18 protein-coding genes are annotated in these 17,358 nt (G+C 35.1%); 1 reads left to right on the forward strand and 17 read right to left on the reverse strand.

The genetic code is table 11. From position 1 onward, the window contains the following. Positions 1-83 precede the first annotated feature (83 nt). The 15 genes from HZY91_RS03485 to HZY91_RS03555 all read right to left on the reverse strand — a co-directional run bounded on the left by HZY91_RS03485 (position 84) and on the right by HZY91_RS03555 (position 14,276). Positions 84-650, reverse strand: a complete 567-nt coding sequence (locus HZY91_RS03485; RefSeq protein ID WP_197114860.1) for a YtxH domain-containing protein — start codon at positions 648-650, stop codon at positions 84-86. Then, positions 643-1,287, reverse strand: coding sequence for a DUF948 domain-containing protein (locus HZY91_RS03490; protein ID WP_197114862.1), 645 nt, complete (start codon positions 1,285-1,287; stop codon positions 643-645). The genes HZY91_RS03485 and HZY91_RS03490 overlap by 8 nt, the downstream gene beginning before the upstream one ends. A gap of 124 nt (positions 1,288-1,411) precedes the next feature. Continuing rightward, complete coding sequence (cbpB, locus tag HZY91_RS03495; RefSeq protein ID WP_197114864.1) at positions 1,412-1,930, reverse strand: cyclic-di-AMP-binding protein CbpB; 519 nt, start codon at positions 1,928-1,930, stop codon at positions 1,412-1,414. Continuing rightward, positions 1,917-2,459: a YfcE family phosphodiesterase gene (locus HZY91_RS03500; protein WP_197114866.1), complete on the reverse strand. Its 543-nt coding sequence runs from the start codon at positions 2,457-2,459 to the stop codon at positions 1,917-1,919. The genes cbpB and HZY91_RS03500 overlap by 14 nt, the downstream gene beginning before the upstream one ends. After that, positions 2,456-3,061, reverse strand: coding sequence for an XTP/dITP diphosphatase (locus HZY91_RS03505; protein ID WP_197114868.1), 606 nt, complete (start codon positions 3,059-3,061; stop codon positions 2,456-2,458). Before HZY91_RS03505 ends, HZY91_RS03500 begins: the two co-directional genes overlap by 4 nt. Then, positions 3,036-3,884: a glutamate racemase gene (gene racE / locus HZY91_RS03510; protein WP_197114870.1), complete on the reverse strand. Its 849-nt coding sequence runs from the start codon at positions 3,882-3,884 to the stop codon at positions 3,036-3,038. Before racE ends, HZY91_RS03505 begins: the two co-directional genes overlap by 26 nt. A gap of 187 nt (positions 3,885-4,071) precedes the next feature. After that, a complete protein-coding gene (locus tag HZY91_RS03515; RefSeq protein WP_197114871.1) occupies positions 4,072-5,403 on the reverse strand; it encodes an ABC transporter permease in 1,332 nt (443 codons plus the stop codon). Further along, positions 5,396-6,304 carry an ABC transporter ATP-binding protein gene (locus HZY91_RS03520; protein WP_197114873.1) on the reverse strand — a complete coding sequence of 303 codons (909 nt, stop codon included), beginning with the start codon at positions 6,302-6,304 and terminating at the stop codon, positions 5,396-5,398. Before HZY91_RS03520 ends, HZY91_RS03515 begins: the two co-directional genes overlap by 8 nt. 119 nt (positions 6,305-6,423) lie before the next feature. Next, positions 6,424-8,184 carry a hypothetical protein gene (locus HZY91_RS03525; protein WP_197114874.1) on the reverse strand — a complete coding sequence of 587 codons (1,761 nt, stop codon included), beginning with the start codon at positions 8,182-8,184 and terminating at the stop codon, positions 6,424-6,426. A 49-nt stretch (positions 8,185-8,233) separates the two neighbouring features. Next, entirely contained in the window at positions 8,234-9,121 is an 888-nt protein-coding gene (locus HZY91_RS03530) for a PfkB family carbohydrate kinase (RefSeq protein ID WP_197114876.1), read from the reverse strand. A 143-nt stretch (positions 9,122-9,264) separates the two neighbouring features. Continuing rightward, positions 9,265-10,374 (reverse strand): alanine dehydrogenase, encoded by a 1,110-nt coding sequence (gene ald / locus HZY91_RS03535; protein WP_197114878.1) that lies wholly within the window; start codon positions 10,372-10,374, stop codon positions 9,265-9,267. Between the two features lie 172 nt (positions 10,375-10,546). Beyond that, positions 10,547-10,858: a thioredoxin gene (trxA, locus tag HZY91_RS03540; protein WP_197114880.1), complete on the reverse strand. Its 312-nt coding sequence runs from the start codon at positions 10,856-10,858 to the stop codon at positions 10,547-10,549. A 104-nt stretch (positions 10,859-10,962) separates the two neighbouring features. Further along, positions 10,963-13,320 (reverse strand): endonuclease MutS2, encoded by a 2,358-nt coding sequence (locus tag HZY91_RS03545; protein ID WP_197114882.1) that lies wholly within the window; start codon positions 13,318-13,320, stop codon positions 10,963-10,965. 29 nt (positions 13,321-13,349) lie between these two features. Beyond that, on the reverse strand, positions 13,350-13,889 hold the full coding sequence (locus tag HZY91_RS03550; protein ID WP_197114884.1) for a CvpA family protein: 540 nt from the start codon (positions 13,887-13,889) through the stop codon (positions 13,350-13,352). A gap of 24 nt (positions 13,890-13,913) precedes the next feature. Beyond that, positions 13,914-14,276: a cell division protein ZapA gene (locus HZY91_RS03555; RefSeq protein ID WP_197114886.1), complete on the reverse strand. Its 363-nt coding sequence runs from the start codon at positions 14,274-14,276 to the stop codon at positions 13,914-13,916. 230 nt (positions 14,277-14,506) lie between these two features. On the opposite strand from HZY91_RS03555, the gene rnhC reads away from it, so the two are divergent. Beyond that, a complete protein-coding gene (rnhC, locus tag HZY91_RS03560) occupies positions 14,507-15,442 on the forward strand; it encodes a ribonuclease HIII (protein WP_197114888.1) in 936 nt (311 codons plus the stop codon). 42 nt (positions 15,443-15,484) lie between these two features. Here rnhC and HZY91_RS03565 read toward each other — a convergent pair whose 3' ends face one another. Together HZY91_RS03565 and HZY91_RS03570 are read right to left on the reverse strand one after the other, a co-directional pair. Next, positions 15,485-16,723, reverse strand: a complete 1,239-nt coding sequence (locus HZY91_RS03565) for an NAD(P)H-dependent oxidoreductase (protein WP_197114893.1) — start codon at positions 16,721-16,723, stop codon at positions 15,485-15,487. Continuing rightward, on the reverse strand, positions 16,720-17,358 hold the full coding sequence (locus HZY91_RS03570; protein WP_197114894.1) for an NADPH-dependent FMN reductase: 639 nt from the start codon (positions 17,356-17,358) through the stop codon (positions 16,720-16,722). Before HZY91_RS03570 ends, HZY91_RS03565 begins: the two co-directional genes overlap by 4 nt.

Here is a 17,358-nt window from a genome sequence, read left to right on the forward strand (position 1 = left end):
TAATAATAATAACCTAGCACCAAGAAGATTAGTACTAGGTTATTTATAGTTAATCCTGATATAGAACAAACAAGCTAATTGATTTAGAACTGATGATCGTTATCTACTGGTTCTTCATATACAGCAATAGGTTCTTCATATACAGGGGCTTGGGTATTTGCTTCGTCAAAAGTAACCTCTGTCTTCTCCATTGGGTCATCATTTTTAACTTTATCAACCAGTTCATTGGCAGACATTTCAATGTCTTCAGCTGTGCCTTGCAATTCATTTTCAGCACTAACTGAAATGTCTTCAGCTTTAGCTGCTAATGTCTCACGAGAATGACGCAATTCTTCCTTAACATTTCCCCATTCTTTCGATGCTTCATCTTTAAAATCACTTGCTTGTCGCTTTAAATTTTCCGCAGATGACTTAAGACTTACACGAATATCATCACTCGCTACAGAAGCAGCATCATACATTTCAACACCACGTTCAACAGCATATTCAGTGTAATCGTTCGCTCTTTCTAACCAATAATCTACTTCATCATTAATGTCTTTACGTAATTCTTCACCTGATTTAGGAGCATACAACAAAGCTGCAATTCCACCAATTGTTGCTCCAATAATTGCTCCTAATAAAAATCCATCATTATTATTATTACTCATTATCATCATGCTCCTTTGTACTTATAGTAATTTCGCCAGCCGTTGTAGACGGTCGATGATCAGTAAAATTAGATAAATTTGATGCAGTCGAATTATTATTCGTAGTTTCTACAGTTGGTTCAAGATATAAGTCAGCAAGGTCTTCTGAAGGAAGTAATTCTGTATCTTCCTCATAAACACTCTCAACATTGTTGCTCAAATCACTTTTATGTGATCTTTTCTTACTTTTAGACTTTAAAGCTTGAGTAGCACGAACGAATTTACTCAATGGCGACTTACTTTTACGCTGTGAACTTACACCTGACACTAAGTTTGTAGCCATAGTTTTTGTTGTATCATTTAATTCTGATACTGAGACTCCTAGATCACCAATTGCTGTAAACAATGGATCTGTTTTGCCAAGTTTCCCATTAATATCATCTACTAGAGAATTACTCTTATTAAGCAGTCCTTCCACTTCAATTGATAAGTTGTCAACATCTTTTGTTACAATATCAATCGTCGTATTCAAACGGTTGACAGTTTCCTTCAGCTCCGTCAGAACACCTGAAACTTTAATTAAACTTAGAGATAAAAAGACGACTAATACTGCAAAGGCTATAGCAGCTATAATTGCTGCGATTTGACCTATTGTCATAAGATTCATCACTCCTTTGCTGAATTTTTATATTTTTAATATAGCACGTTTTAATTTTAAACTCAATTGTTAACGCTTAAAGCTAAAAAGATATTGCTATTTTTTTTATAAAAAAAGAATTCCATTAATAATGGAATTCCTCACTATTTTTTTGAATCAACATTTCAAGATCGCTGCCAAATTTTACAATTTCATTTAATTTAGGATTATGCAATAAAGCGTTTAAACGCTTTAACACTGCATTACGTGTAATGATCCCAATAAATTCTTTATTTTCTAAGTCATTCACTACACAGACAAAATTATTGTCCAATAATTTATAGATGATTGAATCTATCTCTTCATCTTGAGTAATAAATTCTGGTTTTCTTAATTCAATTTGGTCAATTGTCTTTCCTTCTAAGTTATCCATATCCATATCTTCCAAAGTCATTGCTTCCTGAATGATCATTGTTATATTTAATAAACCAACCATCTGTCCTGTTTTTTTCAAAACAGGAATCATCGCATAATTAACGGAAGTTAAAACGAGTAAACCATGCATCAAACTATTAAAGTCATATAAATAGGCTACATCTTTCTCGGGAATAATCAAGCTCTGAATATCATCAACAATCATATGTCGAAGTTTAGGGTTGATCAATGTTTTCATCTCCATCTAAAGTAAAATATTGAGACAATTCCTGTATATAGTTTCCATCCTGATTATAATAATCTACTCGATATGAATTCTCATTTATCACAACTATCGCAAACGTTCTCCCAGAATACTCGCCCCTAGATTGCGATAAAGAGCCTGGGTTAACCATTAAGATACGATCTTTATATTCAGCGTAAAGGCGATGTGTATGCCCATGAAAAAGAAAGGAGGCTTGATTATCTTTGGCTAATTCATACAAACCTAAGTTACTTCGATTAACATTTTGAATATGTCCATGAGTCAGAATAACTTTTCCAACTGGTGTATCAACTATTTGAATATTTTCGTATCCAGCATGGAAATCCATATTGCCTGCTACCACTGCATCGAATTCTCTCCATATTGTATGATTCGTTGTAAATTCAGAGTCGCCACAATGAAATAAGTAGTCAACCTGACCTTTAAATTTATGAACAAGCTTGTTAACGGTCGATTCATTTCCATGATTATCACTCATTACTAAAAATTTCATCTCTTAAATTCCTCCAACCATTCAGGCATTTCGTTCATTAAATTCATTACCGCTTTCGCTCGATGAGAAATCTGATTTTTTCGCTCAGATGTTAATTCTGCAAAAGTTTTATTTTCAAGTTCATAGATAAAAATCGGATCATATCCAAACCCATTATCGCCATGTTCTTCATAGGCAATCAAACCATCTACTCTTCCTTCTACTACTAACGAATCTCTACCTGGATATGCAAGAACGATACAAGTCGAAAAGAAAGCAGCGCGATCTTCACCATGATATCCTTCTAATTTTGATAAAAGTTTGTCTATATTTTTTTGATCATTACTAGGCTCTCCTGCATAACGTGCAGAAAATACACCTGGTTCTCCATCTAAAATAGGAACTGATAGTCCTGAATCGTCCGATAAACATAGGCAATTAAGTTCTTTCGCAATGGTTTCTGCTTTTAGTCGAGCATTCTCTTCAAATGTTTTACCTGTTTCTTCTACTTCATCCAATTCTGGATAATCAATTAAAGAAGTAATATCAAAACCTTTAGGCTTTAACAATTTTTCAAATTCTGCAACTTTACCTTTATTATGACTCGCAATTAGTAGCTTCAACGATAATTTCTCCTTTTATTCTACACTGTCTGACGACAATATCATCTGCCTTTAACCACTTTCCAGCTATCACCTTAAATGGCTCAATCTCGCCAGTTGTATAATAAATTTGACTAGCTGGATCTTGCTCTTGTTCCTCAGCGGTCCGACTTAAATTAAAATAATCCAATAACATACTCACCTCATTAATTGTTTCGACGCCAGAATCAATGAGGTGTACTTTTGAACCGGATGCTTCTTTTATTTCTCTTTTCATCAATGGATAATGAGTGCAACCCAATACAAGCGTATCAATACCTGATTGAATTATAGGCTTTAGCACCTCATTCACATGGGGTTGTGTTGACGATTCGTCTAGTCGGTCCTCCTCAACTAACTCAACAAAACTAGGACAAGCTAAGCTCTCAACTTTAACTTTAGCTGTTTTTTCTAGAATAGTCCGAGTATACAGCTGACTATTAATCGTTCCTGCCGTCCCTATAACTCCTATTTGGTTATTCTGAGTTTGTTTAATAGCAGCCCGACTTCCAGAAGCAATCACCCCCACCACCGGAATCGGCAAAACTGCCTTTAATTCATCCAAGGCAGCTGCGGTACCAGTATTACAAGCAATCACTAACATTTTTATCCCTTTTTCTCGTAAGAAATGGGTTAATTGCCAAATAAATTTTCGCACTTCCATTAAAGAGCGAGGACCATAAGGACAACGAGCATTATCACCTAAATATATAATCGACTCATTGGGGAGTTGTTTCAAGCTCTGCTTAACAACTGTTAAGCCCCCATATCCTGAATCAATAAAACCAATTGGTAATTCTTTCATTTATCTTACCTCTCTTCACGAAAATTATTTTACCATACTTTAAAAATGAAAGCTGTGAAGATAGATTGAAAGAAGTATATTTTATCCTTTAATCTATAAGAAAAAGTCATGATTAGCTCCCCCCAATATTCTACACATTATAAGAAAAGTCCTTGGGAGAACTCCCAAGGACTTTTCAATCAACTCATTATTTTTTTTTGTTCTCATTCTTCCAAATTGCTAAGGATTGTTTAAAAGTTCCAATTAAGCCTTTTTCACTATACACCAACACATTTGATTTATAAAATATAACAGAAACTGCGACACACAGAATGAGAAACGCTACAACTACCGCAACCGATATCCAGATTTCTCCCGTTCCAACTGTGTCATTTGCTATCCTAAACGGCATAATAAATGAGGTAAATAAAGGTATAAAGGAACCTACTTGAACAACAGATGAATTTGGAGATTTTAGAGCATACAAGGCGATATAGAATCCAGCTACTCCCATCAAGGTTATCGGTGTAATCATCTTGTTTACATCCTCTGTTCTAGAAACTAAAGAACCTAAAAAGGCAGCAATTACCGAATAAATAGCAATTCCAAGCACGGCAAAGAGTACACCATATAGTAAAACAGGCCGAACAGCTGCGACATAATCAGAGATTAAGGCAGGATCAATCATATTCCCTGCTTCCATCTCCGCACCTTGAAACTGTCCTTGATTTTTCATCATAAAATCAGCCATAAATAGTCCACCCAGATATGAAAATAACATTCCAATTGCTCCATAAATCAGTAATTGGGTCAAAATAACCATTGCAATTCCCAACAACTTACCAAAAAAATGATGCACAGCTGATACACTCGATAAAATAATTTCCATTATCCGAGAACCTTTTTCAGCAGCCACCTCCTGTGAAACAATCGTGACATAATTCATGATAAAGATAAATACCACAAAACACACTACATAAGCCACTGCTATCTTCGCACCCATAACCGGATCATCATCTGACACCTGAGTGATCTCTCCATCATCACTTTGCATCCTGATCGTTTCAATATTAATTTTACTATCAGTTAATTTAGCTACTTTTGCTTGATCAAGATTTAATTTCTCAGCATTAAGTTGAAGATTTAAATCAGATAAAGCCTCTTCCATATTAGTGGTATTAATATTTTTACCAGAATTATTACGATAGAATTTCGCACTAAAAGAGTCATCCTGGTCTTCGACTAACAGATACCCATCAATTTCTCCATCTATTAGTTGCTGGTCGGCTTGTTCTTGATTCAAATCAAATAAATATTCATTATCATCTTCTAAGCCTTTGATGGTTGAAACAACCTCTTCATTCTGACTAAGAATGGCAACATCCCCAACTGAAGATGTCAATTGGTCTTGATAAATAAAATAACCAACGCCAGCAATAACTAACCCCATGACGATCGGTCCAGCTATCATCCAGAAAAAGGCCCAGGATTTCACATTTTTACGAAAGACTTCTTTGGCTATAATCCAAATTTTATCCATGGATCGCTTCACCTGCTTTCATCTTAAATATTTCCTCTAAACTTGGAGGCTGCTGACTAAACATTGAGATATATTGACCCTTTGTAATTTTTTGGAAGAGATCTCGACCATAACTTTCATCTTCTAATATTAATGTATAGTTATTTGGACTCGTCTTCATGACTGTTTGAACACCTTCTAATTGTTCTAAATCTTCTACAGTCCAGCAGTCGGTTTCTAAAAATATTTTTATTCTTCCAAAGTTTTCTCTCACATCTTGAATAGTACCATAGAGTACTTGCTCTCCGTTAACTATCATCGCTAACTTATCGCAAATTTCAGATACATTCGACATATTATGGCTCGAAAAAATAATGCTAGAGCCGTTCTCTTTTAATTCTATAATGCCTTGCTTCAACAAATCTGCATTAACAGGATCTAGTCCAGAGAATGGTTCATCTAGAATCACTAATTTGGGACGATGGATCAACGTTGCGATTAATTGGACTTTTTGCTGATTTCCCTTCGAAAGTGTATTGATTTTATCCTTTCGATTACCTTTTACGGCAAATTTCTTCATCCATTCATCGATCTCCAATAAAACATTTTGGCGTTTCATTCCTCTTAAGGTTGCAAAATATACAATTTGATCTTCAATTGTCATTTTATCGTACAAGCCACGCTCTTCTGGAAGATAACCTACGAGCTCATAAACTTTCTTATTCATCGGTTGCTTATCCCACAAAACTTTTCCACCCTTTTCAGGGGATAAAAAATCTAAAATCATTCGAAACACCGTGGTTTTCCCTGAACCATTAGGACCAATGAAGCCCATAATAGTTCCAGGTTCCACACTAAAAGATACATCTTTAACCGCTCGGATTGAACCGAAGTTTTTAGCTAGATGTTTAACTTCTAACATTTGGCACCTCTTTCATAATAGTCTATTTTCATTATAGATGACTTAATAAACTAAAAAAAGAGACTTGTAGTAAATTTAAAATAATTAATTTATTAATATCTATTTAATAAAGAGATAATCTAGTTAACATTTTCAATTAAGGGATCCACTGTTGTCTCACTTGTTTCTTCTACAGTGGCTTCTTCATCGGCATTATCTCCAAAACTTTTACTTAGATCAACAGAATAAATAGATCCCTCAGTATCTACAGTAAAGTTAATATCTTGACCTTCTTGAACAAATGGTAAAAATTCATTGAGTGCAAGTGGTGCTTGATACACTTTACCATCCATCATGAAGTAATACATCGTTTGTCCATCTTGGACAACCGCTTGAATGGACTCCACTTGTCCCGTTAGTTCTTGAAGATTTTCTTGGCTAATAGACTCTAAATCTAGCGGTTGATCCTCCGCATATTGCTTCATAAGTTGAGTCAGGCTTGGTGCCACATATACTTGTTGATAATTTTGAACATCCACTAAAGCATAATCTTTAATTAAGCCGGAAGAATCTTTTAAAGTAAGAATATACATCGGTTTATTTTGTAAATTAATTAAAAGAGGGAAAGTCGCTTTATAACCGGTTTCTTGAACTGACCCTTCAGCAGATTGCATTGCAGAAAATTCCTCAGCAGCAGAAAGAGGAAACATCGAGGATTCTTTCGTTCTTAAATTAACTAAAACAAAGCCAATATTAGAATCATCGGCTACTACAGAAGTAATTCCCGTATAAAGATATAAGTCATCATTCATAGGAATATAATTATATCCCTCAGTTGCTTCAGTCACTCCTTCTTTTGCAAAAAGAGAATTCCAAAATCCATTTTTATACTGTCCATTTAAATTGAGTTGATGCATGATCAACTCAGCCGAATATACCCTATCTACCCATCCAGGAACCTCGTCCAATTCATATTTTTGATGGTCACCGGTCATAGCATTTACGATTACTAGTCCTGTTGGTTCTGCTTCACGAAGAAAGAACTTTCTACCATAAGTCGTTGCAATATAATATGGAATTCCTTCATCATCCACTTCAAAAGAAGGTTGCCCAAATATATTAAAAGGATAATTAAATCGTAGATGACGATAGATATTACGGCCCAGATGTTCCGCAAAAGAATAACGAATAGGCTGCTCTGGACTTTTAACTTCTACCTTTCCTGTAACATTATCTACCTGTAAATAATGAGGAATTCCATCTTTGAAATTATTTAGCCACTTAAAAAAACCAGCATACTTTAACGGTGTCACTCGATAGGGTTTTGCCGAAATATTAATTTGTGTATACTCTTCTGAAGCTTCAAATTGCGATACCAAATCAGTTAAAGCTCCCAAATGTCGATTTCCTAATCGAACAGCAGTGTCACGGTCAACAAGAGGAATTTGATCAATATTACTTTCCGGAAACTCACTTTTGAAATCTTTAGTAACGGGTTGAATCAGATTTGCATATTGTTTGGAAATAAATAAAGGAGAGAAAATTAAATGACCAGCCAAGGCTAACAATAATAGCAAGGGGATCGGAATAAAAAACCACCGATATTTTTTGGGTAACTTAATTCCTTTTATCTCTAAAGATTGATAATTTTGATTTTTTATTTTTTGCAACCATCCACTTGAATCAGTAAACAATTCAATAATAAACACCCCGATCAATGCGATTGCTAGAAAAATCCAGAAATCTAACGACGCATAATGAAAAGGGGGCAAAACTAAATAATAATAGATTGAGAGAAAAATCATTAACACTAAATATAAATATCTTGGACTAAACTTTTTGATTTTATTTATTTTATTAAAAGAAGATGCTGAATTAGGTGTAACATCTTTTACAGGCATACTATCCCTCCATAATTTTTAAAATTCTATTGTTTTATTCGATACAAGTCTACTGACGTAAGCTAATAAAATGTTCTGCTATCGTAGCTAAAAAAGGCTCAAAATGAATAGGGCCTACTTGATAATCATTTTTTTTGATTGAATAGGGAATAAGTTCTTCTACAATCTGACTGGTAAATTCTATTGACTGTTTAATCGTTTCCCCCGCTAAAAAATTACCGGCAACTAATGAAATAACGGTATCTCCTGTTCCAAAAACATAGCCATCAAAATGTTGATGTAAAACCGTACCTGCTTCTCCATTCTGACAAGCATAATAAAAACCAATCTTATTATCTCCAACTTCATTATGATCTCGAGCTCCAGTAATAATAACTGTCTCAGCACCTAAAGATAAGATGTCTTGTGCAATTCCAGCGATTTCTTCAACTTGAAAATTTTCTTTATACTCTTGGTTTAAAATCAAACACGCTTCTGTTAAATTTGGCATCACAATATCAGCGTATTGAATTAATTCACGCAAATGAAGAGCGACTTCTTTATCAAATCCTTTATAAAACCTGCCATGATCCCCCATTATAGGATCCATGATCAATTTAATTGAAGGATTATGCGCTTTTGCACGTAAATAATAATTTGATAAATCATCAATCTGCTGCACATCTGCAAAATAACCGGTTAAAACTGCATCAAAATGATACCCCACTTCCTCCCAATGACTTAACATTTGTTGAAACGCTTCCTTCATTGAGTAGCGTACCATATTTCCTTGTTCGCCTGCATGGGACGAAAGAATTAGAGTGGGTAAAATTGCAGCTTCTAATTGAGCGGCTGCCACCACCGGTAAATTAATTGAACCTGCTACTCTACCAGCACCAGGTATATCATTCACTACTAAAATGGATTCTGCATATTTCTTATTCCTCAATGGATACATCTTCTTAACCTCCATTTCTCTTTTTATTGTAAGCCTTTATCACTAGTAAATAAAGAAGCTTTTAAATATTAATATGAAAAAAGGATTCTTATTACCATGGTAATAAGAATCCTTTTTTCACTGTTTATTTCTAAATAGCTAATTTAATTGATTTGATTGGTAATATCAATAAATTCTTTTCCTTGAGATTCTGCTACTGCTTGAGAAGTTAATTGCCCATAATAGGTATTAATTCCTGTCAAGATTGCATCACTTTCTTTCGCCGCCTTATTAATACCGAGGTTAGCAATTTGAATAGCATACTTTAAAGTTGCATTTGTCAGCGCAATCGTTGATGTACGAGGTACAGCCCCAGGAATATTGGCAACTGCATAATGAATAACCCCATGTTTAACATAGGTAGGTTCCTTATGAGTAGTAGGATGAGTTGTTTCAAAGTTTCCGCCTTGGTCAACTGCAATATCAATTAATACAGATCCTTCACGCATTTGTTTGATAATCTCTTCAGATACAAGCACGGGTGCCCGTCGACCTGCTAAGAGAACAGATCCAACTACTAAATCGGAATCAATCACTGCCTTCTCAATATTTGCATCATTTGACATCAAAGTCTGAACACCATTACCTAGAATATTTTCCAATTCAGCCAAACGTTGAGGATTAACATCCAATATTGTTACATTCGCCCCTAATCCATAGGCCAATTTCGCAGTATTTAATCCAACAACTCCACCACCAATCACGGTTACATTCGCACGCTGAACACCCGGTACTCCTCCTAATAGAATCCCTTGTCCGCCACCGATCTTCTCTAACAGCCTCGCACCAATTTGAACAGCCATTCTTCCTGCTACTTCAGACATGGGTGTTAATAAAGGAAGTGTCCCAGCTTCTACAATCGTTTCATAGGCTACACCGATGACTCCTTTATCAAGAAGAGCCTCAGTTAATTTATATTCAGGAGCCAAATGTAAATAAGTAAATAGAATTAGACCTTCATAAAAATAATCAAATTCTTCTTCCAATGGTTCCTTTACTTTAATGACCATTTCTGCCTTCCACACTTCTGCTGGTGCATCTACAATCGTTGCCCCAAATTCTTCATACTGCTCATCAGTAAAACCTGATCCTATCCCTGCATTTTTTTCTACTAATACTTGATGGCCAGATGATATTAATTCGTGAGCATTAGCTGGAGTTAAACCTACCCGGTCTTCGTTTGATTTTATTTCTCTAGGAACTCCAATAATCATAATCTCATTTCCTCCTAATATAATTTAAACTAATCTCATTATAGCACAGGTTATTCTAATCCAAAAGAATTACCTTATCATTATCTATCAATTTATTGACAGCTCTTATTAATAAAAATAAACGGCTATGAACAAATAAAACCCAGTAAAAATACCGGGTTAAAAATTTAGATTAGAGATGTTTTTTTAATATTTCACTTAAACGATTTTTATCATGAAAACCAACTAATTTATCCACTACCTGTCCTTCTTTTTTAATAATCATGGTAGGAATAGACATAATTCCAAATTCTTGTGCGGTTTTCGGCTCTTCGTCCACATTCATTTTGAAAAATTCAACTTGTCCTTCCATTTCTTCTGCTAATTCGTCAACTATTGGGGACTGCATCCGACAAGGTCCACACCAGGGCGCCCAAAAATCCACCAACGTTACCCCATTTTGTGTTGACGTTTGAAAATCTGCATCTGTAATTGCTTTAACCATTATCATTCTCCTTCCTCTATTAATACTCTTAGATATATTAACACATTGAAAATTTCATTACTATTCATTTGCCTATTTAATCAAACATTTACTTGATTAATGTTTTATTTAAAATATACGACCGTGGAACCATCTCCACCCGCATTTGGAGCCGAATATTCATAGTGATCGACTTGCGAATGTTGTGCCAGTTTTTTTTGAACCCCTTCTCTAAGAGCTCCGGTTCCTTTTCCATGAATGATCGTGACCATAGGATGATTGGATAGAAGAGCTTGATCTAGATATTGCGTTAATTTCTGCATGGCTGCGTCATAACGCTGTCCTCGAATATCGATACTAGTATTTACTTTTGTTCCTGCTTTTCTCTGAACGTTCACTTTTTTCTTCGCTTTTGCTTTCTCTAAAGCTTTTAATTCTTCGCTAGAGAATTTCATTTTCAATATACCCATTTGCACCATATATTCATTTTTACCAGTCTTTTCAATAATGGTTCCCCGTTGACCATAGGATAAAACTTCAACTTCATCACCAACTGCGAATTCTTGCGCACGCTTAGCTTTTTGAAGAATTTTGTTCTTTTTAAGATTTTCTGGTTGTTTCAAATCATTAAAAGCATTTTTCTTATCAATTAGAATATGTTCCTTAATTGTCTGATTTTGGCCTTGTACTAATTGTAAATCGCGAATATCTTGAATCAGTTTTTCTGCTTCTTTCTGAGCATCTTCTACTTTTTCATTTGCGATACGTTTAGCTTTTTCAAATATACTATCTTTATAAGCCAAATATCGATCGTATTCGGTTCTTAAGTCTTCTAGTAACGATTCTGATCTTCTTAAATACTCATCTGCAGTAGCATTTTTTAATTCTGTTTCCCGTCTTTCGCGTTCCAGATTAGCAACCATTTCATTAAGCGACTGACTCTCGGTCGAAATTCCCTGCTGCGCATCTAACAAAATATCCTCTCGTAAACCAAGTCTTTTCGAAATTTCTAGAGCATTCGAACGTCCCGGCACCCCAATCATTAAGCGATATGTAGGCGATAAAGAGTCAATATCAAATTCCATTGAGGCATTAATTGTTTTCGGCATTTCATGAGCATAGACCTTTAATTCTGGATAATGAGTCGTCGCCATTACAGTTGCTCCAACAGATCTTAAATAATTAAGAATAGCCATTGCCAAGGCAGCCCCCTCTTGAGGATCAGTTCCTGAACCTAATTCATCAAATAAAACCATTGATTGATGAGTCGCTTCCTTGATAATCGAAACTATATTAGTCATATGACTAGAAAAAGTTGAAAGACTCTGCTCAATGGACTGTTCGTCCCCAATATCTGCAAATATAGAATCAAAGACTCCTAATTGCGATCCTTCATCACAAGGGATAAACAATCCTGATTGTCCCATCAGTTGAATGAGTCCTACTGTTTTTAATACAATCGTCTTTCCCCCAGTATTCGGTCCTGTAATCACCAAGATATGATACTGATCCCCAATCAAAATATCATTTGCTACAATTTCTTTGGGATCAATTAACGGGTGTCTTGCTTGCCATAAAGCAATTTGATTATCCGTCGAAAACTTTGGCTTATTGGCATTAATTGATGCAGCATAATCAGCTTTAGCTTGAATAAAATCTAATTGAGCAATCATCGCTTGGTTCTGGCGAATCTCTTCAACATATGGCTCAATTTCCATCGAAATCTCTTCTAATACCCGCTCTATCTCTTGTTTTTCTTCCACATGTAACTGAGACAATTTATTATTTAACTCTACAACCGACTGGGGTTCAATATATAAAGTTTGTCCGGTAGAAGATTGGTCATGAACAGTTCCACCGAACTGATACTTAAATTCTGCTTTTACCGGTAATACATACCGCTCATTACGGATTGTAATCAGCGCATCTGATAGATAGTTGGCTTTTGACTTCAACATTTGATTAAGCTGATTACGAATTTGTTGTTCCGTTTGAGTTTGACCCCTCCTGATATTGGATAATTTAACCGAAGCTGAATTCAATACACTTCCGTCTTCACTCACGGTTTGATGAATTTTCTCAATTATTTTTGGCAAGGATACACACTGCTCTACCCAAATATCTAAAGCAGGATAGTATTTTTCTTCAACTTTCATTTGATCAAAAAAATCAGTAACTTGATTAGTCGTCGTTAACAATTTCCCAATTTGAGCAACTTCCCGTGCATTTAATGAAGCTGAAACCTCTAGTCGTTTAAAGGCAGAGCCTAGTTCTTGTAAATAAGGTATTGGAATATGTTTACCTTGTTGTCGAATCATTTCTGCTTCTTCAATCTCATCATGCCAAGTACGTATCTCTTCTATATCAAAAGAAGGAGAAATCATATCAGCTAATTTTTTTGCCATTTCTGTCTGTATATACGATTTTAATTGGCGAATTATTTTGCCATATTCTAACTTATCAAGCGTTTTTTGATTGGTCATTTAAGCAAGTCACGCCTTTCTTTCATTAACTATACTCCTAAACCTAACTTATCAGCATAGTCTGCTAAGATAGGTGTTGAATCTACAATCCAGAAAATTAAAGGATTATTAACAAATTGTTGTTGAATAAACTCAATGGGTAATAATGATAAAAGATAAAGTACCATAAAAACAATAAAATAAACAACTAAGAAATTAATGATTCCACCTATGATGCGATTAGCAATATGCAAAAAATCATAATAAGCAATCTTTGTAAAAAGAACCGATAATGCATTGGTTATCACCCAACCTGCTAACCAAATAATAAAGAATGTTAAAAGATTATAGAAAGCCTTGTCCAAGTAAAAACTTTGGACCTCATCATACATCACTAACTCGCTATCAGGTTGTATAGCCGGAAAAGGAATAAACATTGCTACCCATTCGCTAAGCACATCAAAATACCGAGTTGCAAGCAAAAATGTAATAATATAACCAATTAAACGGATTCCTTGCATAATCAAACCCGAGCGATAACCCGTATAAAAACCAAAAGCTAAAATTGCCAAAATAATTAATGTTACCATACAAATCTCCTCACTGACTACTGCCTATTTATCTTGATCCTGACTTGACTTAGCTCTTACTCTTACTGTATTTTTACTATGTTCTAAATTTGATGGATCATGTGTTTTATCTGCAGATTGATGATAGTCGCGATCACTTTTCAAGACTGCTAATTCTGCCTCTAACTCAACAATTCGATTTTCCTTACTAATTTGATCAGAAATAGCATTAATAGCCATTAATATAGAACGATCTTCTCTTGACAAGTTTGGATCCAGTTGGCCAAGCTGTTCCAATTGTTGATTTAGAAGATCAACGACTGCATCTAAATGCTGACTAGGTCGATCCCCAACAATTGTATATATTTTCCCTGCTATTTCTGCTTTGTATCTGTACTTATCTTTCATTTTATCACCTTAATCCTCCATAAACTCTGCAATTATTCTACCAGAAGTCTGGGATTCTTGCACCTTATCTTATTATTTACGGTATAATAAACAAATATAGACTAAAAGATCCTAGATATAGTACGATTCTATGATTATTACTCAAGAGCCTTTCAGAACACTTAAATCAAGTTTTTCATATGAATAAACTTGCATTAATTCTAATAATATATAGAAATATGGTGATAACAATGACGAATGCTACTCTAAAAGTAAACCAAACGACACTCAAAAAGATGGAAGCCTATTATCAAAATGACTTAGTATCCCCTGTACCCTACAGCCAATTTAGAGCCAAAAGAAATGGTGTTTCAATCACAGCTTACCAATCTGGAAAAGTTCTCTTTCAAGGCCATCAGGCGGAATCCGAAGCCTCGATATGGCAACAAAATGCTATCCAATTAGCAGAAGGCCAAACATCCCAAAGTCTATCCTCCATCCCTAAAAATATTACTTCATACTCTCTTATCGGGAGTGATGAAGTTGGAAATGGTTCTTATTTTGGACCGCTAACTGTCTGTGCCGTTTATTTAGATTCGCAGCGACAAGCATTAGTACAAGAATTAGGTGTCAAAGATTCTAAAAAATTATCAGACAAAGAGATTCAACAAATTGCTCAAAATCTTAAGCACACTGTTCCGTATCACCTAACCATTGTTAACCCTGCTAAATATAATCAACTTATAAAACAATACAATGCCAATGCAATGAAAGCAAAGTTACATAATTTTACCATCCAACAATTAATAAGTAAGCTCGATGACGTACAAATGAACAACCTACAAGGTGTTTTAATCGATCAATTTACTCCGGAAAAAAACTACTTTCGTCATTTACAATCAGATTCTAATGTATATCAAGGGAAAATATTTTTTGCAAAAAAAGCCGAATCTCTTCATCTTGCAGTTGCTTGTGCCTCCATCATCGCGAGAGACGCCTTTGTAACTTCTCTTTCAAGACTCGGTGCTAAATATGGTAAAATACTCCCTTCTGGTGCAAGTCCAAAAGTTGATTTGTTCGCTGCTCAACTAATAGATAAATATGGTCTTGGGGCTCTAGAATCGACAGCAAAACTTCATTTTGCTAATACAAAAAAAGCATATAAACTCTCAAAAAAATATCATTAATTTTTGTTATATAAAAAAAGCCCCTTTTTGATGGGGCTTAAACTATTTCTTAAGACTTGCTCCTGAAACTGCATCTGCCTCTAAACCTGTGCTATCTTCAAGATTACTTCGGGAAGCACTTGAAGTAGTATCAGCATTGGAGCTTACACTTGCTCCCGATAATGTATCCGTCCCACTGACCAACTCCTGACGACTCTGTTGCAAATACCAATCAATCAGAGGTAAAATGTCTTGAACATACTCATTAATCCCTAAATATTCACCAATATCATTTCTTACAGCTTGGTAAGTATTGACTACAAATTTATCGGGGCCATGTGAAGAATCATAGACCTTGATGACGTCTTGTAAACCTGATCTTAATTGACTGATTATCCATTTAACAGTCTGATGCGTAGCCTTTGGATGACAATCTCCCAAAGAATTCCCTACTTGTTCGAGACTTCTTTTTGCTAACATTTCTTCACACGATTTATTATGATTATAATAAATAAATTGATTATTAGCATCAGCAAAGGAAATCTCAAAGGGCATAGACTTTAATAAATCATCTATTTGTTCTACTGTTAACAAGCCGTCACTTAGTTTGACATAGGTATTCCCTTCAACGGCTCCCACTTTCATTGAAGCTTGTTCTATCCAATTATCTGCGTGCATATCAACATCTTCTATTGTAGTAGCTATTTTCCCTCTGGCTTCTAAATCTTCGGCTTCTGGATCTGCTACGGGTTTCTCTAACTCCGTCACTAGCTCTACATATCGTAAAAACTTTTCGATACAGCTTTCCAAAAAGGTAATCGTTCCAGGATCAATAATATTGCCTTCACTATCAAATTTTTCTTTCGCTTCCCCTAACAAAAATTCATTTCCAGGAAATACATAGGCATTCGCCCCCGGTGCCTGTAAGATTTGACGAACATGTAACTGGGCACGAGATGTGCCTTGATCATAATAAGAAGCTCCCACTACATAAACAGGCTTATTAACAAAAGGATTCACCTTATAAGATAACCACTCAATGGTTGACTTTAAAACTGGAGTGGTTGTTCTTATATGCTCAGGTGTTGCAATAATAACACCGTTTGCGGCTTGTATTTTACTGTTTAAATATTGAATCGCTGGATGCCCCGTCTGGTCATTACTCGCATCAAACATCGGAACATCTTTTATCTCCAAAACTTCAAAGTCAAATTTTGATTTAAAGTGTCTTTCAATAAATTGTAGTAATTGACGATTGTAAGATTGCTCTGCATTAGACCCCACAATTCCCACTAATTTCATCTCTTCTCACTCCTTTGTGCTTGAAGGTCAAATTGATCAGCATAAAAATTTGCAGCTTCTTGGACATTAGATTCATGGCTAGAACTTAGAACTTCCGTTACTCTAATAAATTTCAGAAAATCTACAAAATAGCCATCTAATTGTTTCACTTTTTCGGGAAAAATTAAGTCTCCATTTTCATCAAAAGCTTGTAAGGAATGCCCTAATAAAAACTCATTTCCAGGCATAACAATGGCTCGAATAACGGGTGCATTTAATATAGAACGCAAATGCTGTTGAGCTCGAGAAGATCCTAAAGCACCATAAGAAGCTCCCACTATCATGACCGGCTTATCTACAAAAGGATATATATTATAAGATAGCCAAGCTAAAGCGCTTGATAAAGCAGCTGGTATCGATAAATCATACTCTGGGGTAGAAATAATAACACCATCAGCTACTTCAATTTTTGCTGCTATCTCTTTAGCCTTTTCAGGAATTTGACCATTCGACGGTTTATTAAACATTGGTAAGTCCCTTACTTCAAATAAGTCGATTTCTGCTTGTTCCTTATATCTCCTAGCAATGTATTGCATCAATGTACGATTAGTCGATTTTGTAGAATTATTACCAACAATTCCAATAATTTTTACCAT

Source organism: Facklamia lactis, assembly GCF_015863205.1.
In the GTDB taxonomy this organism is placed as follows: Bacteria; Bacillota; Bacilli; order Lactobacillales; family Aerococcaceae; genus Facklamia; species Facklamia lactis.